At 61.2% G+C, this 21,624-nt stretch carries 22 protein-coding genes; 5 read left to right on the top strand and 17 right to left on the bottom strand.

Going from position 1 to position 21,624, the window contains the following annotated elements:
* Positions 1 to 11 precede the first annotated feature (11 nt).
* The 3 genes from metC to ACI2I1_RS06590 all read right to left on the bottom strand — a co-directional run bounded on the left by metC (position 12) and on the right by ACI2I1_RS06590 (position 3,330).
* Positions 12 to 1,223, bottom strand: coding sequence for a cystathionine beta-lyase (gene metC / locus ACI2I1_RS06600; protein ID WP_404678470.1), 1,212 nt, complete (start codon positions 1,221 to 1,223; stop codon positions 12 to 14).
* 98 nt (positions 1,224 to 1,321) lie between these two features.
* Positions 1,322 to 2,149, bottom strand: a complete 828-nt coding sequence (locus ACI2I1_RS06595) for a sulfurtransferase (protein ID WP_404678469.1) — start codon at positions 2,147 to 2,149, stop codon at positions 1,322 to 1,324.
* Between the two features lie 50 nt (positions 2,150 to 2,199).
* Entirely contained in the window at positions 2,200 to 3,330 is a 1,131-nt protein-coding gene (locus ACI2I1_RS06590; protein ID WP_404678468.1) for a hypothetical protein, read from the bottom strand.
* Positions 3,331 to 3,432: 102 nt separating this feature from the next.
* On the opposite strand from ACI2I1_RS06590, the gene queF reads away from it, so the two are divergent.
* Both queF and ACI2I1_RS06580 read left to right on the top strand, forming a co-directional pair.
* Entirely contained in the window at positions 3,433 to 3,891 is a 459-nt protein-coding gene (gene queF / locus ACI2I1_RS06585) for a preQ(1) synthase (protein ID WP_404678467.1), read from the top strand.
* Positions 3,891 to 4,784, top strand: coding sequence for a DUF1499 domain-containing protein (locus ACI2I1_RS06580; protein WP_404678466.1), 894 nt, complete (start codon positions 3,891 to 3,893; stop codon positions 4,782 to 4,784). The genes queF and ACI2I1_RS06580 overlap by 1 nt, the downstream gene beginning before the upstream one ends.
* A gap of 105 nt (positions 4,785 to 4,889) precedes the next feature.
* Here the strand turns inward: ACI2I1_RS06580 and ACI2I1_RS06575 are convergent, their stop codons facing one another.
* Positions 4,890 to 5,807, bottom strand: coding sequence for an ABC transporter permease (locus ACI2I1_RS06575; RefSeq protein WP_404678465.1), 918 nt, complete (start codon positions 5,805 to 5,807; stop codon positions 4,890 to 4,892).
* A 74-nt stretch (positions 5,808 to 5,881) separates the two neighbouring features.
* On the opposite strand from ACI2I1_RS06575, the gene ACI2I1_RS06570 reads away from it, so the two are divergent.
* The gene (locus ACI2I1_RS06570; protein ID WP_221542124.1) at positions 5,882 to 6,577 is read left to right on the top strand and encodes a GcrA family cell cycle regulator; all 696 of its coding nucleotides are present in this window, start codon (positions 5,882 to 5,884) and stop codon (positions 6,575 to 6,577) included.
* Positions 6,578 to 6,649: 72 nt separating this feature from the next.
* Positions 6,650 to 7,171, top strand: a complete 522-nt coding sequence (locus ACI2I1_RS06565; RefSeq protein ID WP_404678464.1) for a DUF1993 family protein — start codon at positions 6,650 to 6,652, stop codon at positions 7,169 to 7,171.
* Here ACI2I1_RS06565 and ACI2I1_RS06560 read toward each other — a convergent pair.
* A complete protein-coding gene (locus tag ACI2I1_RS06560) occupies positions 7,168 to 7,848 on the bottom strand; it encodes a spermidine synthase (RefSeq protein ID WP_404678463.1) in 681 nt (226 codons plus the stop codon). The genes ACI2I1_RS06565 and ACI2I1_RS06560 overlap by 4 nt on opposite strands.
* Before the next feature lie 100 nt (positions 7,849 to 7,948).
* On the opposite strand from ACI2I1_RS06560, the gene ACI2I1_RS06555 reads away from it, so the two are divergent.
* Positions 7,949 to 9,052 (top strand): NAD(P)-dependent alcohol dehydrogenase, encoded by a 1,104-nt coding sequence (locus ACI2I1_RS06555; RefSeq protein ID WP_404678462.1) that lies wholly within the window; start codon positions 7,949 to 7,951, stop codon positions 9,050 to 9,052.
* Positions 9,053 to 9,131: 79 nt separating this feature from the next.
* Here the strand turns inward: ACI2I1_RS06555 and ACI2I1_RS06550 are convergent, their stop codons facing one another.
* The 12 genes from ACI2I1_RS06550 to rimP form a co-directional block, all read right to left on the bottom strand.
* On the bottom strand, positions 9,132 to 9,560 hold the full coding sequence (locus ACI2I1_RS06550; RefSeq protein WP_404678461.1) for a heme-binding protein: 429 nt from the start codon (positions 9,558 to 9,560) through the stop codon (positions 9,132 to 9,134).
* 196 nt (positions 9,561 to 9,756) lie between these two features.
* Positions 9,757 to 12,054, bottom strand: coding sequence for a polyribonucleotide nucleotidyltransferase (gene pnp, locus ACI2I1_RS06545; RefSeq protein ID WP_404678460.1), 2,298 nt, complete (start codon positions 12,052 to 12,054; stop codon positions 9,757 to 9,759).
* 177 nt (positions 12,055 to 12,231) lie between these two features.
* Positions 12,232 to 12,501, bottom strand: coding sequence for a 30S ribosomal protein S15 (rpsO, locus tag ACI2I1_RS06540; RefSeq protein ID WP_404678459.1), 270 nt, complete (start codon positions 12,499 to 12,501; stop codon positions 12,232 to 12,234).
* A 5-nt stretch (positions 12,502 to 12,506) separates the two neighbouring features.
* Entirely contained in the window at positions 12,507 to 13,427 is a 921-nt protein-coding gene (truB, locus tag ACI2I1_RS06535; RefSeq protein ID WP_404678458.1) for a tRNA pseudouridine(55) synthase TruB, read from the bottom strand.
* Positions 13,424 to 14,113 (bottom strand): site-2 protease family protein, encoded by a 690-nt coding sequence (locus ACI2I1_RS06530; protein WP_404678457.1) that lies wholly within the window; start codon positions 14,111 to 14,113, stop codon positions 13,424 to 13,426. Before ACI2I1_RS06530 ends, truB begins: the two co-directional genes overlap by 4 nt.
* A gap of 38 nt (positions 14,114 to 14,151) precedes the next feature.
* The gene (locus tag ACI2I1_RS06525) at positions 14,152 to 14,757 is read right to left on the bottom strand and encodes a thymidine kinase (RefSeq protein ID WP_404678456.1); all 606 of its coding nucleotides are present in this window, start codon (positions 14,755 to 14,757) and stop codon (positions 14,152 to 14,154) included.
* A 107-nt stretch (positions 14,758 to 14,864) separates the two neighbouring features.
* The gene (rbfA, locus tag ACI2I1_RS06520; RefSeq protein WP_221542134.1) at positions 14,865 to 15,263 is read right to left on the bottom strand and encodes a 30S ribosome-binding factor RbfA; all 399 of its coding nucleotides are present in this window, start codon (positions 15,261 to 15,263) and stop codon (positions 14,865 to 14,867) included.
* Positions 15,263 to 15,832, bottom strand: a complete 570-nt coding sequence (locus tag ACI2I1_RS06515) for a DUF1697 domain-containing protein (protein ID WP_404678455.1) — start codon at positions 15,830 to 15,832, stop codon at positions 15,263 to 15,265. The genes rbfA and ACI2I1_RS06515 overlap by 1 nt, the downstream gene beginning before the upstream one ends.
* A 121-nt stretch (positions 15,833 to 15,953) precedes the next feature.
* Positions 15,954 to 18,527: a translation initiation factor IF-2 gene (infB, locus tag ACI2I1_RS06510; RefSeq protein WP_404678454.1), complete on the bottom strand. Its 2,574-nt coding sequence runs from the start codon at positions 18,525 to 18,527 to the stop codon at positions 15,954 to 15,956.
* Between the two features lie 20 nt (positions 18,528 to 18,547).
* A complete protein-coding gene (locus ACI2I1_RS06505; RefSeq protein ID WP_404678453.1) occupies positions 18,548 to 19,291 on the bottom strand; it encodes a DUF448 domain-containing protein in 744 nt (247 codons plus the stop codon).
* Positions 19,272 to 20,936, bottom strand: coding sequence for a transcription termination factor NusA (nusA, locus tag ACI2I1_RS06500; protein WP_404678452.1), 1,665 nt, complete (start codon positions 20,934 to 20,936; stop codon positions 19,272 to 19,274). Before nusA ends, ACI2I1_RS06505 begins: the two co-directional genes overlap by 20 nt.
* On the bottom strand, positions 20,936 to 21,493 hold the full coding sequence (rimP, locus tag ACI2I1_RS06495) for a ribosome maturation protein RimP (RefSeq protein ID WP_404678451.1): 558 nt from the start codon (positions 21,491 to 21,493) through the stop codon (positions 20,936 to 20,938). Before rimP ends, nusA begins: the two co-directional genes overlap by 1 nt.
* Positions 21,494 to 21,624: the final 131 nt, after the last annotated feature.

Genomic DNA, 21,624 nt, shown 5'->3' with positions numbered 1-21,624 from the left:
GAGTACCGTGTCTAATCCTGATTCATGACCGCAAAGGCCTGTTCGAGGTCGGCGATAAGGTCGCCCGCATCTTCAAGCCCGATGGATAGGCGAATACCGCAGCGATCCTCAACCCCCCAGCCCGTTTTCGGCCAGGACATCTTCTTGCGTATCGGTTCAACGTCAAACGGCAATGCGAGGCTTTCGAAGCCACCCCAGCTATATCCGATCCCGAAAAGGTCCAACGCATCGATCAGACGGCAGCGCGCGGCGTCGTCCCGGCCGCGCAAGACAAAGCTGAAGAGGCCGCAGCCCCCTAAAAAATCGCGCTGCCACAATTCGTAGCCGGGAGCTCCGGGCAGCATGGGGCACAGGACGTGTGCCACGTCATCGCGTGCGGATAGCCAGCGGGCGATGGCAAGCGCGCTCTCGCTCTCCTGCTTCAGGCGAACGCCCATGGTGCGCAGCCCGCGCAACGCCAGTGCCGCATCGTCAGGCGAAACGACGTGGCCCAATTGCTGGGCAGTCTGGCGCAACCGGCGGTGCCATTTCTCGCCCGCGCTAGCCGCCCCCATCATCACGTCGGAGTGACCGCCGATATGCTTGGTGAGAGCTGTGATCGAGATGTCGCACCCACGCTCAAGTGCCGGGAAGCCCGTGGAAGTCGCCCAAGTGTTGTCGATCAGGCTGACTGCTCCCTTCTCCCGTGCGATGCCGGAGAGCGCTGGGACGTCAGCCATTTCCATAGTCAGGCTTCCGGGATTTTCGAGCATCACTGCCTTCGTGCGGTCGCAGAACGCATCGGAATATGCTGCGGTATCGAGCGGATCGAAAAAACGATGCTCCACGCCATAGCGTTTCAACAGCCCCACCGCCGTGTTGCGCGTAGGATCATAAGCGTTGTCCTGTACCAAGAGGACGTCGCCCGCCCGCAACACGGCCATCAGCGCCCCGACAAGCGCGGCAAGCCCGCTGGGATAAAGGACCGTCCCATCGGCACCAGGCTCCAATTCCGTCAGAGCTTCGGCTAACGCCCATTGCGTAGGCGCGCCTCTGCGACCGTAGAAGAAGTTGCCGTCTGCATTGCTCTTAACGCCTTCCCGCAAGGAGGCGCAGTCGGGATAAAGATGGGTGCTGGCACGCCAGACAGGCGGATTGACCACATGCTTTCCAAAGGCGCCTGAGCGACCGCCGGTCACCAACTGCGTTCCCTTGCCGATTGAACTACTTTTAGGCGAACTCATCGAGCCTCCGGTAATGATGAGCTATGCAAGCACAGCTTTAAGGCGTGTCTCTTTGGCAATTGTGCGCAGGCGGTTGGGGCAGGAAAGGGTTTCCAGCCTCAAGCCCCGCTTTCCTTCGGCAGCGAGGGATCATCGCCCCATTCCATCCAGCTACCGTCGTAAAGCGCGACGTCTTCTTTTCCGGTCAATTCGAGACCGAACAGCAACACGGCCGCCGTCATACCACTGTTACAACTGGTGACGACCGGCTTGTCGAGATCGATGCCAGCCTGCTCGAATTCGGAGCGGATATCAGGCGCAGACTTGTATGTCCCATCTTCCCTTAATAGCCGGACGAAAGGCACGTTTCGCGCGCCGGGAATATGTCCTTCCGAGCCGCTGCCATCCTGCCCTTCGAACCGGGCAGTGTCGCGCGCATCGACGACTTGCCAACCCTGGCTATCGAGATTGTCGCGTATCTCGTCCTTTGTCCGGACCTCGCGCGTCGCCTCGGGTTCCGCGCGGTGCCGGGGCGCATGCTCCACGATACGTTGGGATAGACCTCGGCCTTCCGAGCGCCATTTGGAAAGACCGCCATCGAGCACTGCCAGTTTATCCTCGCCATACCGATCGAGAATAAACCACGCACGAGCCGAGCTTTTGATCGCGCTGTCATCATAAAGCACGATGCGACTGCCCGGCGCGATGCCGAGTTCACCCATCCGCTCTGCAAACTGTTCGGCGCTGGGCACGGCTTTGGGCACCTCCGACTGCTCGTTGGTGAAACTCGCAAGATCAAGGAAACGCGCGCCGGGTATGTGCCCGTCCTCGAACTCCGCGCGGGCATCGCGGCCCGCATCAGGAAGGTGCTGGGTCGCGTCGAGGATCACGATGTCATCGGAACCAAGCCGTGCGGCGAGCCATTCGGTCGAAACGAGTTTGTCCATGAGCGCACGCTAGCGCCCGCTGCACGGACTGTCGATGAAATCAGCCTGATCTAATCTAGCGCGCGGGCAGCGATCGGCTCGTAACTGCGCGGGCCTTCGTCGATCCGGAAGGGCATGACCCGTCCGCCCTCGGGCATGCCAAGGCCTACCACGAAGGTCTTCACCAGCGGCTCGGGCGTGGCCCCGTCGATACGCAGGCGCAGCAGCGGCACGAACAGCGCGGCGTTATTTTGCCGGATAGCGCGGATTTGCGACAAAGGGATCGTGATCTGCCCTTCGTAGCGGACATTCTGGCCCGGCGCGACACGATCGAACTGATGGCGTTTTTCCAAAGCATGGTCGGCGCTGGCAACCTGCTGCTCCATCGGAAGGCCGCCGTGCGCAGAAACGACATCCGCCCCGATCGCTACGTTCGATAGCGCACGGGTCGCCTTGTTGAGCAGCGATACACGATAGTGCAGCGTCGCATTCATCACCGACCGCGTGAGCTTCATCGCTTCTGTCCGAATGTGAATGTCGCTCGCATTCACAGGACCGCCGGATCCGACGACTGGCTTTTCGATGATCGGAGCGGGCGCACTACTGCGCCGTCGCGAGAGAAAATAACCCAGCCCAAGAAGCGCAAGAATTCCGCCCCCAACTGCTGGCCAGATCCAATCCGCATTTTCCTGCTCGGTGTCGGCTTCAGGAAGCGGCGCGATTGAACCGCTCTCGGTCGGCATCGGTTCACCGGTCGCTTCTCCCACCTGGTCCTCCCCTTGCAGGTTTGGCTCAGCTGCCGCTTCGACACCCTCGCCCAGCGGTGCGCGCTCATCTGCTGTAGGCACTGTGATTGGGGCGTTGCGCGGAATTTGGGGGACTTGATCGATCGGCGCGGTGCGGGCCGGGGCGGGACGGGCCGAGGGCAGTGGCGCAGGCGTCGATTGGGGCACAGTCGGCTGCGGCACCGGGGATGCCTGCCCGGGTGTCGACGCAGGCGCAGGTGTAGGCGTCGGTGTCCCGATAACGCGCGGGCGTGCCGGGATACTGTCACCCTCAGTGTCGACTGGCCCCTGCACTCGGGGCGACGGGGTCGGTGTCGGATTCGGAGGCAACTGGAAATCCTGCACGCTCTGCGCGACCAATGGGGTCGGCGCGGCGAGGATCAGCGCGATGAAGGGAAGATAATTGCGGGTAAACATGGGCGTTGGTGCCTGATTTGATCGGCGCGCTGAATAGGCACTGAAGGGCGTGGTTCCAAGCCCTGCCTTGCGCCGAACGGACATTCGCGGCAGATGCGCTGCATGAGCGACACAGTTACACCGAAGTTTCTCGGCGAGAACAGCCCCCTACCCGCCTCCCCGGAAGAGGCCGAGCTGGACTATGTTCCGAACCCTCGCGCCGGACAGCTTTATATGGTCCGGTTCGCCGCGCCGGAATTCACCTCCCTCTGCCCGGTCACCGGCCAACCCGATTTCGCGCATCTGGTCCTCGATTATGCGCCCGAGGCGACCATCGTCGAATCCAAGAGCCTGAAGCTCTTCCTCGGATCTTTCCGCAATCACTGCGGGTTTCATGAGGATGTCACCGTCGGTATCGGCCAGCGCTTGTTCAAGGAAATGAAGCCGAAGTGGCTGCGTATCGGCGGCTACTGGTATCCGCGTGGCGGCATACCGATCGACGTCTTCTGGCAGAGTGGTTCCGCGCCGGAAGGATTGTGGGTGCCTGATCAGGGCGTTTCCTCATATAGGGGTAGAGGGTAATGGAAAATGACGATCAATCGGCCCGTGTGACGAGGCCAGATGATGAGGAGCGGGTCATTTCCCAACCGTCTCCGTCTCCGACCAAGGATCGCGAGTGGCGCCGGAGCCTTCCCAAATACGCGCTGTGGCTGTCGCTAGCCGTGCTCATATGGTTCGTCTTCGCCGCTTTCGGGCCGAAATTCGGGCTGATCGACTGGCGCACCGGCCTAGGCTTCATGATCAGGGATGCAGGCACCATCCTGATCGCAATTTCCGCCCTCTTCGCTGCGATCGCTTTTCTCTTTGCCTTTCTCAAGACACCCAAAGGCCCCTGGTGGAAGGCCGCCGTGGCCTTCGCGATTCCCGCGCTACTTTTTGTCGGGCTGCTGTCGATGAAAGCGCAGGCCGAAGCCGTGCCGCCAATTCACGACGTCTCCACCGACTTGCGAGACCCGCCGACATATTCCGCGCAGACCATGGCTCTCCGCTCCGAGCTGGGCGCCAATCCGATAAACGACTACGGCACGCCGCTTGGCAATCTGGAGATGTGGGCCAATTCTGATGATGCTGCACTGAAGGTTAAAAATCACGCCGACATCATCGCGGAAGAATTTCCCGATCTGCAGCCAATAGTGATTGGCCAGGCGACCGAAGAACAAGCGTTTGACGCCATCGTCGCGGCCATGGGTGCAATCGGATTACAAGATGTTCGCCGGGTCGCTGGCTCGAACACGGTCGAAGGCGTGGCTGAAACCTTCGCTTTCGGCTTCAAGGACGATGTGGTTGCCCGCGTCGCCGATGGCCAGATTGATTTACGATCGGTCAGCCGCGTGGGCGTGTCGGATCTGGGCTACAATGCGTCGCGCGTGAAGGAACTGCGCGAGGCCATCGAGGATCGTTTGAAGTCTGAGTAGCCTGGTCGAGCGGGGCGCGGCACGCGCGCCGATCCGACCGAGCTATCGCTTTCTTCCACTAGAGTGCGAGTGGTATTTGAGCCGGCGCCTTGAATGGGGCAGTGGTCAGCTACGGATTTTCCAACCTGAAGAGAGGATGCGGTAGACCACGAAGGCGAACACCAAATTGAAGATTCCGAGACCGATGGCGCTATGGAACACGGCCTGGTTGGTATCGCCGATGTCGCTTTGACCGAGAAATCCGAAGCGAAAGCCGCTGATCACATAGAAGAATGGATTGAAGCGGCTGATCGTCTGGAAAAGCGGGGCGAGGTTGTCGATCACATAAAAGGTGCCAGAAAGTAAGCTGAGCGGGGCGATCACGAAATTCGTGACGGCCGCATTGTGATCGAACTTTTCCGCCCAGATCGAGGCGAGCAAGCCCATCAGCGCCAGCATCACCGCGCCCATCAGGCCAAACCAGACAACAGCCCAGGGATGCGCGGTTGCAAGGGTCACGCCAGGGTAGAAGGCCATGGCGAGAGCCACTGCGCAGCCTACTGCGACCGCGCGTGTTACCGCAGCCGCGACGATGCCTGTCATCAGTTCGCCAGTCGAGAGCGGCGGCATCAACAGATCGATGATCGTGCCCTGAATCTTACCCGAAAGAAGAGAAAAGCTGGAATTTGCGAAGGCATTTTGCATCATGCCCATTACAATCAGCCCGGGGGCAACGAAAGTGGCGAAGTTCACCCCCAGGATTTCGCGGTCCGATCGGCCTAGCGCAACGGTGAAGATTACCAGAAAAAGCAGAGTGGTAACTGCCGGAGCCCAAATCGTCTGCGTCTGGACCTTGAGAAAACGGCGAACCTCCTTAATATAGAGGCTCCATAAACCCACGCGGTTGATCCCGGTAATGACCGGCTCTCCGCGTTTAGGAAAACTGCTCCTCCCCTTGCCCGTAGTTTCGGTGAAAGAGGCATCCTCGCTGGACTGACCATGGTCGGGTTGCGCGGCGGGAGAGGGTTGGACTTGATCGGCCATAGGCCTGCGCCTAGGGCCAAGCACTTCCGCTGGCAAGACGGCCGTGGCGGAGACATGAAGGATACAGGATTCGCATGAGCTGGACCGACGAACGGATCGCGACGCTGAAGAAGATGTGGGAAGGCGGCTCGACTGCCAGCCAGATCGCCGACGAACTGGGCGGCGTCAGCCGCAATGCCGTTATCGGCAAGGCCCATCGCCTTGGCCTCAAATCGCGTCCCTCGCCAGTAAAAGCTGCGGAAAAGAAAAAGCCTGCGCCGAAGCCGAAGCCGACGGCAAAGCCAGCGGTGAAAAAGGCAGCCCCTCGCCCCGCTGCGCCTCCGGCGCCAACGCCGGCCCCTGCTCCCGCGCCGGCGCAGGCATCGGCGCAGCCAGCACCTAGGTCCGATGCGGCTATTCCGTCTCAGCCAATGCCGAACAAGAATTCGGATCTTCCGAAGATCGTTTCCGTCGGTCCCGGGGGTTTTCTCCGCCAAGGACCTGGCGACCAGCAGCCCCCCATCCCCCCGGCACCGCCGCGGCGTCTCGTTCCTGCTAAGCCGGACCCATCCATTGCCGACAAGACGAGCCTGCTGGATCTTTCCGACAAGGTCTGCCGCTGGCCGATGGGGCACCCGGGCGAACCCGATTTCCATTTCTGCGGCGAAGCGGTCAATCCCGGCTTCCCCTATTGCGTCGAACATTGCGGACGGGCTTATCAAGCCCAGCTGCCGCGCGGTGCGCGCCGCCCCCCTCCGCCGCTGCCATTCGGCGGCCCGCGGGTACGCTGATTACCATTCACATGGAGGCCCGGCAGTCGCAAGACAGCCGGGCCTTTTGCTTTCCTGTCCTGGAGAACGATAATGCCGCTTTCGCTTCACGCCGCCTATGTCCCGAGTGCGCTGCAAATGCTGGGGACGGCGCGCCACCTTGTCGATAAGGCGGAAAGCTGGTGCGAAAAGAGCGGCGCTGCCGAGAAAGACATCATCGGGGCACGCATCATCGAAGACATGCTGCCCTGGTGCTATCAGGTGAAATGCGTCGCCGAACACACCCAGGGTTCGATGGAGGGCGTGCGCAAGGGCGTCTATTCACCCGATCTCAACCCTCCGCCGACGAGCTTCACCGCCCTGCGCGACAAGCTTTCTGGCGCCCGTGAGGCCATGGAAGCTTTAACCGAGGACGAGATGGATAATCTCATCGGCCAGCCGATGCGTTTCGAATTCAAGGATCATCGGATCGATTTCACAGCCGAGAATTTCCTGTTGAGCTTCAGCCAGCCCAACTTCTATTTTCACTGCGCAACCGCCTACGATATTCTGCGCATGAAAGGCGTTCCGATCGGCAAGACCGATTTTCTGGGACGAATGCGCCTCAAGGCCTAGCGCTTGCGGGCAAACCAGATCGTGTGACGTGGCCCCTTATTGTTGGGCCTCGCGCGCACTTCGCGCACTTCCACATCGAACCCGCTTTCTTTCAAACGCACCGTGAACTTGTGGTCGGGCGCGGCGGACCATACCGCAAGGATACCGCCGCGATTGAGCGCATCACGCGCCTTGCCCAGCCCGGTCTTCGAATAGATCCGATAATTGGCATCGCGCACGATTCCGTCTGGACCGTTGTCCACATCTAGGAGAATGGCGTCGTATTTAGCCGTAGTGCCATCGTTGGCATCGTCGATTAAGGCAGCAACATCGCAGATCACCACTGAACCGCGCGGGTCTGCCAGGCTCTCGGCAGTCAGGTGCGCGAGTGGCCCTTCCGCCCATTCGAGGATTTCCGGCACGATCTCGGCCACAGTGACCGATCCACCCTCCGGCAGTTTGGCCAGCGCCGCGCGATAGGTGAAGCCCATACCATAACCGCCGATCAGCACGCGCGGGCGTGGCCTATCGAGCTCTGCGAGTGTCAGCTCGGCCAGCTGTTCCTCCGAGAACTGCATACGCGTGCCCATGAGCTCATCGCGGCCGAGCATGATGATGAAATCGCGCCCATGGCTGACAAGGGTCAGGGTCTCCCCATCGGGAACCTGGGCAGTGGCAAGGATTTCACGCGGCAACATCGGGCTGCTCTAGCATCGCTGACCATAGGGACAATCCGAAATGCCGGAACGGGGAGAGTGAGCAGCAGTTTTCTTAACAATACTATCGATGGAGAATTGCATGTCTACGAGTGCCCGTATCGCCGTTGTTGCCAAGGCCGGCGCCGACTACGAAATCGAAACCCGCGACATCGCCGATCCGGGCCCGCATGAAGTCCTGATCAAGCTGGTGGCAACTGGTGTGTGCCACACCGACCTGTCGGTGCAGGCGGGAAATCTGCCGACTAACTATCCGGTGGTGCTCGGCCATGAAGGTGCCGGCATCATCCTCAAGGTTGGCAGCCATGTTCGCGATTTGGCCGAAGGCGACAAGGTCGTACTGTCCTACGGCTCCTGCGGACATTGCCGTCCATGTGAAGAAGGTGACCCTGCCTATTGTGCCGATTTCGAAGCACTCAACTTCATGAATGAACGTCAGGGCGATGATGCCCCGGTGTTCGATGATGGTCCCAATGCTGCATTCTTTCAGCAATCGAGCTTTGCCACTCATTCGATCGCGCACGAACGCAATGTCGTGAAAATTGACGCTGACGTCGATATCTCTCTGCTTGGCCCGCTTGGTTGCGGTATCCAGACTGGCGCAGGTGCTGTGATGCGCACTGCACGCCCGCCGGCAGGTTCGAGCCTGCTCGTCTCGGGTGTCGGAAGCGTCGGCATGGCTGCCGTGATGGGCGCAAAGGTCGCAGGCTGCAGCACGATCATCGCTGTCGACACCAATGCGGATAGGCTCGAACTGGCCCGTGAATTCGGTGCGACCGACACTGTGCAGGCAGGCAAGGATGTCGATGTCGCGGAAGAAGTCCGCAAGATCGTGGCCGGAGGCGTCGATTTCTCGATCGAATGCAGTGGCAACGACAAGGCGGCCAGAGCAGCGCTGCAGGCCTTGGCCAAGCGCGGCACACTGGTGGTCGTCGGCGCCCCGCCTTCAGGCACGGAATATGCTTTCGATGCCAATGAACAGATTCTCAGCGGGCGCAAGATCGTTGGCTGTGTGGAAGGTGACGCCAAGGTGAAGCAGTTCATTCCCGAACTGGTGCACCTTTACGAGCGCGGCCTGTTCCCCTTCGATCGCCTGATCGAGCGTTATCCGTTCGACAAGATCAATGAAGCGGTGAAAGATCTGCACGACGGCAAGGTGTTCAAACCTGTGCTCGAATTCGGTTGATCGGACAGGAGATCATGGGACTAAAAATAAGGAGAGCCGGAAGCACGTAACTCTTCGGCTCTTTTTCCAACGAATAGGGTTACTTTTCGGGGGCGGTCAGACCGGCTGCGGCAATACCAGCCAGAGCGCACGCGACATCTTCGTCGCTGCTGGCTCCGGAAACACCTATTGCACCCAGCGCTGTACCATCGCTCGCTAAAAACGGTACGCCGCCAGCCCAATCTGCCAGCATCGGGGCGCTTCCACCCCAAGTAGCTGTGTTCGCGCTCGATTGGCGATATGTGGCTGCCGACTTTCCTTTCCACTGGGCGACTTCGGCAATCGCGGTCGGCGTCCCATCTAGGTGGGCTGTCGTGATCAGACGCCCCGCGTCATCGAATACCGCAAGCGACACTGTAATATCGCGCTCTGTCGCCCACGCGACGCATCCGTCCCGGACTTTCGCCGCTGTCTTGTAGGTCAGCACGGTTTGGCTTGCCTGCGCGCCTGCTGCCGTTGCGGTAATCAAGCTTAACACAACTGAGGAAAGCGTGATCCACGTCATCGTTTGGCGCATATCATCCCCTCTCGTTTACACCTGTGCCATCATGCTTACCCTCAGCAGAAAGGCAAGCGAGCGAAAAAAAGGGCTGCAGCGCATGTCGCGCCGCAGCCCTGATGCTAGGGTGCCCCTCAGCATGGACGGGCACGTTTTTGCTGAAGTCTTAGTCCTTCAGGAAGTCCGGCACGTGAGCTTCGCCGCCCCCGTTGTCGCCGCCCTTGTCACCACGGTCACGACCGCCGCCACGCGGGCCACGGCCACCGCCTCCACGACGATCGCCGCCACGGCCGCCGCCGCCACGTGGGCCACGATCGCCTCGCGGCTCACGCGGTTCGCGCGGAGGACGCGTGTCTTCCAGTTCTTCACCAGTTTCCTGGTCGACGACGCGCATCGACAGGCGGACCTTCCCGCGCTGGTCGATCTCAAGGACCTTGACCTTCACTTCCTGGCCTTCCGACACGACGTCGGTCGGCTTTTCCACGCGCTCGTTCTTCATTTCGCTGACGTGGACGAGACCGTCCTTGCCGCCCATGAAGTTCACGAAAGCACCGAAATCGACGATGTTGACGACCTTGCCGTTGTAGATCTTGCCGACTTCCGCCTCTTCGACGATGCCTTCGATCCACTTCTTGGCAGCTTCGATCTCATCGGCATTGCTCGACGAAATCTTGATCACGCCTTCATCGTCGATGTCGACCTTTGCGCCGGTTTCAGCAACGATCTCACGGATCACCTTGCCGCCCGTACCGATGACATCGCGGATTTTCGACTTGTCGATCTGCATGGTTTCGATACGCGGAGCGTGCTTGGACACTTCACCGCGAGCGCCCGAAAGCGCCTTGGTCATTTCGCCCAGGATGTGCGCACGACCGGCCTTGGCCTGTTCCAGCGCGGTCTTCATGATTTCCTGCGTGATGCCGGCAACCTTGATGTCCATCTGGAGCGAGGTGATGCCCTTCTCCGAGCCGGCGACCTTGAAGTCCATGTCTCCGAGGTGATCTTCGTCGCCCAGGATATCCGACAGAACAGCGAAGTCGTCGCCTTCGAGGATAAGACCCATGGCGATACCCGATACCGGGCGTTCGATCGGCACACCGGCATCCATCATCGACAGACAGCCACCGCATACGGTCGCCATCGAAGACGAACCGTTGGACTCGGTGATGTCCGACAGAATGCGGATCGTGTAGGGGAAGTCTTCATGGGCGGGCAGAACCGGATGCAGCGCGCGCCATGCGAGCTTGCCGTGGCCGGTTTCGCGGCGGCTGGTGAAGCCGAAACGACCCACTTCACCGACCGAATAGGGCGGGAAGTTGTAGTGCAGCATGAAGTGATTGTAGGATAGGCCTTCGAGGCCGTCGATCATCTGCTCGGCATCCTTGGTGCCCAGCGTAGTGGTGCAGATAGCCTGCGTCTCACCGCGCGTGAACAGGGCCGAACCGTGCGTGCGAGGCAGCAGGCCGACCATCGCCTCGATCGGGCGAACCTGGTCGAGCTTGCGGCCGTCGATACGCTGGCCGTCCTTCAGAATAGCGCCGCGTACGATTTCCGCTTCCAGCTTCTTGACCGCCTTGTTGGCGACCATCTGCGTCTGCGGTTCTTCTTCCGCGAAAGCTTCCTTGGCCTTGGCGCGCGCGTCGTTGAGCGCATCGCTACGAGCCGACTTGTCGGTCAGCTTGTATGCAGCAGCGATATCGTCACCGACGATGCCGCGCAGCTTTTCCTTGATCGCCGAGGTGTCGTCCGAGGTATCCATTTCCCACGGATCCTTGGCGGCCTGTTCGGCGAGATCGATGATCGCACCGATGACCTTGCGGCTTTCCTCATGCGCAAACATGACGGCGCCGAGCATTTCTTCCTCGGTCAATTCCTTGGCTTCTGATTCGACCATCATCACCGCGTCCTGTGTCGCGGCAACGACGAGGTCGAGACGACCGTCTTCGCCCAGCGCGCTGTCGAGGCTCGGGTTGAGGATGTAATCGCCATCGTTCGAGAAGCCGACGCGTGCAGCGCCGATTGGGCCCATGAAGGGCACGCCCGAGATAGTCAGCGCGGCGGAGGCGGCGATCATCGCGACGATATCGGGTTCGGTTTCGCCGTCATAGGACAAGACCTGCGCAATGACGTTGATTTCGTTGTAGAAGCCTTCCGGGAAAAGCGGCCGCACGGGGCGGTCGATCAGGCGGGAAGTCAGCGTTTCCTTCTCCGTAGCGCGGCCTTCGCGCTTGAAGAAGCCGCCCGGGATACGGCCCGCGGCAGAGAATTTTTCCTGGTAATGAACGGTCAGCGGGAAGAAGTCCTGCCCTTCGCGTACACTCTTGGCGGCAGTCACGGCGCAGAGCACCACGGTTTCGCCATAGGTGGCCAGAACGGCACCGTCAGCCTGACGGGCGATCTGTCCGGTTTCGAGGGTGAGGGTCTTTCCGCCCCACTCAATCGATACGGTTTTCTTGTCGAACATGTATTTTCCTTGATGACCCGCACGGCCTTATTGCGGTGCGGGGCCTACTGTACCGGGCAATCCGTCCCGGTCCGGTTCGAGGCGCTTTATCTTGCCTCTCGTTTGCCCCTGCGCCGAATTGCGAAGGTAGCCAAATGCGAAAAGGGCGGCCGTTTGAGCCGCCCTTCCCGAAAACTCTTACTTACGAAGACCCAGCTTCTGGATCAGTGCGTTGTAACGCTCGACATCCACCTTCTTGAGATAGGCGAGCAGGTTACGGCGCTTGTTGACCATCATGAGCAAACCGCGACGGGAATGGTTATCCTTATGGTTGGCCTTGAAGTGGTCGGTGAGATTGCGAATACGCTCGGTGAGGATCGCGACCTGAACTTCCGGCGAACCGGTATCGCCCTGTCCCTGGGCATTGTCCTTGATGATTTCAGCTTTACGCTCGGCAGTAACCGACATGTATTCTACTCCGCGACATCCGGCAGATTGAAACCCCGCACGACCTTGGCCGAGCCTCCCTCCAGTTCCATCAGCGCCACCGGAACCTGTCCAAGTTTAGCCATATGGAGCCCGTCAGGTTGGGGCAGTTCCGACAATACCCGGCCCTGGCGGACCGCCTGCGCGCTGTCGGGATCGAGGTGAAGGACCGGGATGTCGTCCAGTCCCGCCTCTAGTGGCAGGAGAAGGTGTTCAAGAGGCGCGCCCTTAGCGACTTCTTCCGCCGAGTCCAGCGAAATCGCCTGTTCCTGAGTGAACGGGCCAGCCTTGATGCGTCTGAGATAGGTCACATGTCCGCGGCTTCCAAGGGCGAGCGCGATGTCCCGTGCAAGCGACCGGATGTATGTCCCCTTGGAGACATGCGCGCGCAGGGTAACGGCTTCCGCCGCGCCCTCAAGGATATCGAGCGCATGGATCGTCGTATCCCGCAGCTTCATCTCGACCTCTTCGCCCGCTCGCGCGCGGTCATAGGCGCGTTTGCCATCGATCTTGATCGCCGAATATGCCGGAGGTGCCTGCCGGATCGGTCCCGTGAAGGCAGGAAGGGCGGCAGCAATGTCCTCCACGCTTGGCACATGGTTGGAGGTCGCCACGACCTCACCTTCGGTGTCGAGCGTGTCGGTCTGCTCGCCGAACCGGATGGTGAAGTCGTAGATCTTACTGGCATCGAGCATGCGTCCGGCCAGCTTCGTCGCCTCGCCCAGCGCGATCGGGAGCACGCCTTCGGCCAGCGGGTCCAGCGTGCCGCCATGCCCGACCTTGGTCTTGGCATAGCCGCCCTGGCGCAGCACCCGCTTCACCAAGCCGACCGCCTGTGTCGAGCCGAGACCGCGCGGCTTGTCGAGCAAGAGCCAGCCATGGGGCGCGGGCTTGGAACGCGCGTTCATGCGATCACCCGCGCGACGCCGTCCGCGACCGCGTAGAAGATACCCGTCAGCCATTCCACCGGCGGGAACAGCGTGTTTTCAATCCAGCGCGCGTCCGGGAAGGCCCAGGTTGCAGCGATCAAAACCACCAGCAGCAGCATGCCCATGGCCTGCAGTTTCTGCCAGTGATGCACCCAGCGACGCGGCATCAGACCGCCCACGATATGCGATCCATCGAAAGGCGGGATCGGCAGCATATTGAACAGGGCGAGGAAAGCATTGATGAGGACGAAAGCCCCGAAGAAGGTCAGGGACCATTCCGGCAGGGCAACGCCCAAGTTCGATGCGAAACCGGCGAAAATGCCGAAGAGGATAGCCGCTGCAAGTGCGAGCAGGATGTTGGTGCCGGGACCGGCGGCAGCCACCGCCATCATGCCGTAGCGCGGATTGTCGAGCCTGCGCTGATTGACCGGGACGGGCTTTGCCCACCCGAACACCGGGCCGCCCATCAGCGCCAGCGCGCCGGGCACGAGCAGCGTGCCGATAAGATCGACATGACGGATCGGATTGAGCGAAAGGCGCCGCTGCTCCTTGGCAGTCGGATCGCCCAGCATAAGCGCGACCCAGCCATGCGCCACTTCATGAAAGACGATCGCAATGATCAGGCACGGGATCAGAATGGCCGCAAGGGTAAGTGTGTCGAGCATCGCTGGTATGTAGATACGCGGAAGCGGCCGCGCACCCCTTACTGTGCCTGCAACCCCGGAAAATGATTGCCGCCGGTTCTTTCGACGAAATGCTTTCGGCACAGCGCGACATAGCGATCGTTGCCGCCGATCTCGGTCTGGGCGCCTTCGCGTACGGCCCGGCCGCTTTCATCGACGCGCAGGTTCATCGTCGCCTTGCGGCCGCAGTCGCAAACCGCCTTCATCTCCACCAGCTTGTCCGCGATGCCGAGCAACGCAGCAGAACCGGGAAACAGCTCGCCCTGAAAGTCGGTCCGCAAACCATAGCAGAGAATGGGAATATCGGCCCCGTCGCACAGGCGCGCCAGCTGCCAGACCTGCGTCTTGGTGAGGAACTGCGCCTCGTCGATAAGGACGCATGCGACCGGAGCCTCGGCATGCTCTTCGAGCACGTGCGCCTCGATATCGGTTTCGGCATCGAAGCGGTGCGCGTCGCTTGCGAGGCCGATACGACTTGAAATTGCCCCGAAGCCTGCCCGGTCATCGAGCGCCGCGGTCCACAACGAGACCTTCATGCCGCGTTCGCCATAATTGAATGCCGTCTGCAGAAGCGTCGTGCTCTTCCCGGCATTCATGCTGGCATAATAGAAATAGAGCTTGGCCATTGTGCCTGGCGCGCCTCTCGAACAACTTCTCTGCGGGACTTCGCTTCACCGGCACCTAAAGCGATGGATGGCCCTGCGGCAAGTTCAGGGCGTGGCGAAGCAGGGGATCATTCTTCCTCGTCGAGGTCGCGCGCGACCTTGGGATCGCTCAGCAATTGCTCGATCCTGTCCGCTTCATCGAAGCTCTCGTCCGGCTTGAAGGATAGCTTGGGCGCGAATTTGAGGCCGAGGCGCTGCGCTACTTCCTTCTGGAAGAAGGCTGTGTTCGTGCGCAGGGCCTTGAGCACTTCGGCTTCATCCTTGCCCAGCAGCGGTTTCACATACGCCTTAGCGTTGCGAAGATCGGGCGTCATGCGCACTTCGGTCACCGCGATGTGGTGGGCTCGCAGAACGTCATCATGCGCCTCGCCCCGCGCGAGCAGTTCGGACAGGATATGGCGGACCCGCTCCCCCACCTTGAGGACGCGGACCGATTGCTGTTCTGGAGTGGATTGGTTGCGAGCCATCAGGATAACTTCTCGATAATTCTGTTGATCGAACGGACATTGCGGGCAGTGCCTCTGCAGCCCAGTCTCCGTTCGATGAATGCACGGGTGAGCTTGCTTGAGCCGACACTGGAAACGAAGTCGATGTGGAGCGCACGCGTCGCTGGCGCAAGCCTTTCCGGCCCGCGCCCCTCATGATCGGCAATGAGGGCACTGAATTGCGCCGCCGTCGGCTGACCGGTCAGGAAATGGACATGAACGAACTTGTCCTCGCCCTCCCCCGCGAAGGGATTTTCCGCCAGCGCGGCAGCTAGATCTTCAGCGCTGCGGACTGTGGCAACACTGTCGATTTCGAACTCATCCTTCAGGATGGCAGCGATGCGGTTTTCCAATTCCGCATCAGGTGCGCTTTCATGGTCGAACAGCAGATTTCCGCTGGCGACGACAGTAGCGACATTCTGGAAGCCGCGCGTCTCCATCGCCGCAACGAGATCCGCCATCTTGAGACGGTTGCCACCGACGTTGATGGACCCGAGGAGTGCAGCGAAGCGCGCCATCATGCTGTCCCGTTCATATGAGCCGTAATGCATTTTTCAGTTTGAGCGAAAAGCGAGGGCACTGCCGCACTTACCCCCAAACTGCCGAAGGCGCCGCCCATCCCCTCTGGATGGACGGCGCCTTCATCATGCGGTCTGTCGGACCCGAAACGGATCACAGTGTGCGTTCGCGCTCCTCGACCTCGAACACTTCAAGCTGGTCGCCCGGCTTGATGTCGTTCGTGTCGGCGAGGACCACACCGCATTCGAGACCGGCGCGGACTTCGTCCACATCGTCCTTGAAACGGCGCAGCGAGGCGATGGTCGTGGCCGAGACGATGACATCGTCGCGCGTGAGACGTGCGTGCAGTCCCTTGCGGATTACGCCTTCCTCGACGAGCAGACCGGCGGCCTTGTCCTTCTTGCCCGAACGGAAGACTTCCTTGATCGCGGCACGGCCGACAACATTCTCGATCCGCTCCGGACCCAGCTCGCCGGCCATTTCCTTCGCGATTTCCTCGGTCAGGTGATAGATTACGTCGTAATACTTCATCTCCACCCCATCGCGCTTGACCAGTTCGCGGGCCTTCGCATTGGGACGGACGTTAAAGCCGATGATCGGCGCCTTCGAAGCCGCAGCCAGCTGAACGTCGCTTTCGGTGATCGCACCCACGCCTGCATGCAGGACGCGGACCTTGATCTCGTCGTTCGAGAGGTTGTGCAGCGCCGAGGTGATCGCTTCGACCGAACCCTGTACGTCGGCCTTCACCAGCACGGGGAATTCGATCACATTCGATGCGAGGTTGTTGAACATCGTATCGAAGCTTGTCGGAGCCAATGCAGTGCGCTTCTCGGTCGCCTTCTCCTGACGGTATTCGGCAACTTCGCGAGCGCGCTGCTCGTTCTCGACCACGGTTAGCACGTCACCGGCACTCGGCACGCCGCCGAGGCCAAGGACCTCGACCGGCATCGATGGCCCGGCCTTCTTGATCTGCTTGCCCTGATCATCAACGATCGCGCGGACGCGGCCGCTCTGGGTGCCGACAACGAAGGTGTTTCCACGCTCCAACGTGCCGCGGGTGACAAGCACGGTGGCCACCGGTCCGCGGCCCTTGTCGAGCTGCGCTTCGATGACGGTCGCTTCCGCCATGCGATCGGGATTGGCTTTCAGTTCGAGCAGTTCAGCCTGAAGCGCAATCTTTTCGAGCAAATCGTCCAGACCGGTCTTCGCCTTGGCGGAGATTTCCACGTCCTGCACATCGCCCGACATCGATTCCACGATGACTTCGTGTTCGAGCAGACGGGTGCGGATGTTGTCCGGATTGGCTTCCGGCTTGTCCATCTTGTTGATCGCCACGATCATCGGAACGCCGGCGGCCTTGGTATGGTTGATGGCCTCGATGGTCTGCGGCATGATGCCGTCATCGGCGGCCACCACCAGCACCACGATATCGGTGACGTTGGCACCGCGCTGGCGCATCTGCGTAAAGGCGGCGTGGCCAGGCGTATCGAGGAAGGTGACCTTGTCGCCGTTCTTCGTCTTAACCTGATAGCTGCCGATATGCTGGGTAATGCCCCCGGCTTCGCCCTTCACCACATTGGCGCCGCGAAGCGCGTCGAGCAGCGACGTCTTGCCGTGATCGACATGGCCCATGATGGTGACGACCGGCGGACGCGCTTTCAGCGTTTCTTCCGGATCGACATCAGCCTCTGCGGCGATGTCGACATCGGCTTCGGAAACCTTCTCGATGTTGTGGCCGAACTGTTCGACGAGCAGTTCTGCCGTATCCTGGTCGATCGTCTGGTTGACGGTGACCATCATGTCGAGATTGAAGAGTTCCTTGACCAGGTCGGCGCCCTTCTCGCCCATGCGCTTGGCCAGTTCGCCAACCGTGATCGCCTCGGGCACCACGACGTCGCGCACCTGCTTTTCACGCGGCTTGTTGGAGCCACCGCCCTGCATGCGGCGTTCTTTCTCGCGCGCACGCTTGAGCGCGGCGAGGCTGCGCGCACGGCGGCCTTCGTCCTCGTTGAGAGCCTTCTTGACGGAGAGCTTGCCCGACCGGCGCTTGTCCGGCGTTTCGGCCGTGGCACCGCGAGCAGGCTTGTCTTCCTTCTTCTTGGCGCGCTCTGGCTTCTTGATTTCCGGACGCTTGACCGGAGTGAAGCGACGTGGCGCGGGCGCCGAAGTGCTTTCTTCCTCGGCATCGGCAGCAGGTTCGCTTGCCTCGGCCTCGGCTTCCGGCTCGGCTGCCGCTTCCTTGGCTTCGGGAGCCTTCTTTGCATCTTCGGCAGCCTTCTTGGCAGCCTCTTCCTCGGCCTTGCGGTTTTCCTCGGCGCGCTTCTTCTCGTCCTCGGCAGCCTTGCGTGCGCTTTCTTCTTCGCGCTTGCGGGATTCCTCGGCCTGACGCAGGCGGTCTTCCTCGGCTTCGCGCTGAAGGCGGGCGACGCGCTCCTGCGGCGTTTCATTGGAAGGAGGTGCCTTCTTGGGCGCAGGCTTCTTGGCCGCAGGCGCAGGGGCCGGAGCTGGCGCGGGAGCCGGTGTCGGCGCCGGAGCTGCCTCTGGCGCCGCCTCGGCAGGCGCCGGGGTAGGTGCCGCTTCGCCCGGTTTCACGAGCTTGCGGCGGCGCTTCACCTCAACCGCCACCTTGTTGGTGCGGCCGTGGCTGAAGGTCTGCTTGACCTCGCCCGGTTGCGCGCCCTTGAGGGTAAGCGGTTTACGGGCCGGTTTCTTGTCGTCGTCGCTCATTCTTGCTCGTTTCTCTTCGTTCAATCGTTCGTATCGGTTGCGGCGCGCGAATTCGCACGCCCGGATTCGTCGGGAATTTCCTGTCCCAGATAATGCATCAGCCGCTTCAAGGGTTTGAGCACCCGAGCAGCCGCTGCATCGTTCGCCAGTCCGAGATGGACGACATTGTCGCGGCCCAATGCCACAGACAGAGCGTCGCGGTCTAGAGGCAGGGTCCAGCCCCGTTCCCCGCTGCCTTCCGTCTCCCGGCCGACGCGCCACGCCTGATCGAGCTTCTTGCGCCCGTCCTCGCTGGCGTCGCTGGCATGGAAAAGCGCCGAGATACCGCCAGCACGGGCAGTCTCGGCAATGCGCTGCGTCCCCAAGATAAGGGCTCCGACGCGCATTTCGAGACCCAGCCGATCAAGAAAGACGCGTTTGAGCGCATCTTCGATCTTCTGGGGCAGTTCTTCGGGTATTTCGAGATCGCCGGTCTTGAAGGCCCGCGCAAGGGCACCCTTGAGCTTGCCGTTCGTCTGCGCCTCTTCGATCGCGCTGCGCGATGAGCACACCCACGCGCCCCGACCCGGCGCTTTTTCCTGCGCGTCGGGGAGCACCAGACCCGAGGGCGAAGCGGCAAGACGCACCAGTGCGTCCCGCGATTCGGTTGCACCCGTCAGGATGCACCGACGCTCCGGGCAGGCCTTCTGGGGCCCGGAAGCTTTCCGGGCCTTGCCAGTTTCAGCGATGTCGGACGTCAGGCGCTCATTGGGTGGAGTCCGCATCGGCGGCCTCCTGCGTGTCGGTCGTCTCGGCAGTAGCCGGAGCTTCCTCTTCGTCGTCGAACCAGTGGGCGCGGGCAGCCATGATGATCTCGTTGCCCTGCTCTTCGGTCAGGCCGTATTCGCCGAGCACGCCGCCCTTGTCAGCTTCGCGCTGCGGACGATCACGGCGCATCGGCGGGCCGTCGGTATTGTTCCGGCGACGCGGCGCTTCGCGCTTCTTGGCAATGAGTTCGTCAGTGGCGAGATCGGCCACATCGTCGAGGGTCTTGAGACCAGCCTTACCCAGGGTGACCAACATCGCCTCGGTGAGGTGCGGCAGGTCTGCCAGTTCGTCTTCCACGCCCAGTTCACGGCGCTCGGTCCGGGAAGTCTCTTCCTGACGGTCGAGCGCTTCCTTCGCGCGGTTCTGGAGTTCTTCAGCCAGTTCCTCGTCGAAGCCTTCGATCGCCGCAAGCTCGTCGAGCTCGACAAAGGCGACTTCTTCCAGCTCGGCGAAGCCTTCGGCCACGAGCAGCTGCGAAAGCGTTTCGTCGACGTCCAGTTCTTCTTCGAACATCTTGGAGCGCTCGGCAAATTCTTTGCTGCGCTTTTCCGAGGCTTCTTCCTCGGTCATGATGTCGATCTGGTTTCCGGTAAGCTGGCTGGCCAGACGTACGTTCTGACCACGGCGGCCAATGGCGAGGCTCAGCTGATCGTCCGGCACCACCACTTCGATCCGGCCGTCTTCCTCGTCGAGGACCACGCGGCTGACGGTGGCGGGCTGCAGCGCATTGACGATGAAGGTCGCGCCATCTTCCGACCAGGGGATGATGTCGATCTTTTCGCCCTGCAGTTCCTGCACGACGGCCTGAACGCGGCTACCCTTCATACCGACGCAGGCGCCGACCGGGTCGATGCTGCTGTCATGGCTGATCACGCCGATCTTCGCGCGGCTGCCCGGATCGCGGGCAGCGGCCTTGATCTCGATGATGCCGTCGTAAATTTCGGGGACTTCCTGCGCGAACAGCTTCTTCATGAAGTCGGGGTGCGCGCGGCTGAGATAGATTTGCGGGCCGCGGTTGTTGCGCTCGACCTTGGTGATCAATGCGCGAACACGCTCGCCGACACGAGCGGCCTCGCGCGGGATCTGCTGGTCGCGGCGGATAACGCCTTCGGCCCGACCGAGGTTGACGATCACGTGGCCGAACTCGACCGACTTGATCACCCCGGTGATGACTTCGCCGGCGCGGTCCTGGAATTCGTTGAACTGGCGCTCGCGCTCCGCATCGCGAACCTTCTGGAAGATAACCTGCTTGGCCGACTGCGCATCGATACGGCCGAGATCGACCGGCGGCAGCGGGTCGACGATGAAGTCGCCGATCTTCGCATCAGCTTCGAGCTTCTGCGCGGCCTTGAGATCGACCTGTTTGAAATAGTCCTCGACCTCTTCGACAACCTCGACGACACGCCACAGACGAAGGTCGCCCGTCTGCGGATCGAGCTTGGCGCGAATGTCATTCTCCGCGCCGTAGCGGTTACGGGCGGACTTCTGGATCGCTTCTTCCATCGCTTCGATCACGATGGATTTGTCGATCATCTTTTCCGATGCGACCGCATTCGCGATTGCAAGGAGCTCTGCCTTGTTGGCGGAAATGGCACTGGCCATCAGTCGTCTGCCTTTTCTTCTTCGATGTCGTCGGCACCGCTTGTGTCGAGCGGCTGGGTGGCGGCGATCAGCGCGTCGGTCAAGACGAGCTTTGCCGAATGTATGAGATTACGGGGGAAGGAAACTTCGCCCGCCTTGTGATCCTTGATCGTGACCATATCGCCATCGATGCCCTTGAGGTCACCTTTGAGCGTGCGCTGGCCATGGACCTTCTCGACCAGCGAAATCTTCGCTTCGTGCCCGGACCAGTTGGCGAAATCCTTCGACCGGGTAAGGGGACGATCGATACCAGGGCTCGACACTTCCAGATGGTATGCACCCGGCACAAGTACCTCGCCCTGCTCTTCCAGCTCATCGAGCCTGTCTGACACGCGGCGCGAGAGCGCGGCACATTGTTCGATCACAAGCTGCCCGGTCGCCGGGTCTTCGGCCATGATCTGGAGCGCCTGCCCACCGTCGCCAGCTTCGGACGCCATCATCTTCACGCGTACGAGCTCGAAGCCCAGCGCCTGCGCTTCGGGTTCGATAATGTCGTTCAAGCGATCGATGTCGGCCATTCATACTCCAAGACTGGATGACATCATGGCAACGGAGTTTGGTGCCGGCCCCTTCCGGCGCCAGCCCCACAGTGTCGCGACAATGTCGGGATTGATGCGGAGATAGGCGCGAGTCCCGAAAAAGGCAAGGC

The organism is Qipengyuania sp. NPDC077563, assembly GCF_044901345.1.
Classification (GTDB): domain Bacteria; phylum Pseudomonadota; class Alphaproteobacteria; order Sphingomonadales; family Sphingomonadaceae; genus Qipengyuania; species Qipengyuania aestuarii.
This window is presented reverse-complemented; position numbering and strand designations above follow the sequence as displayed.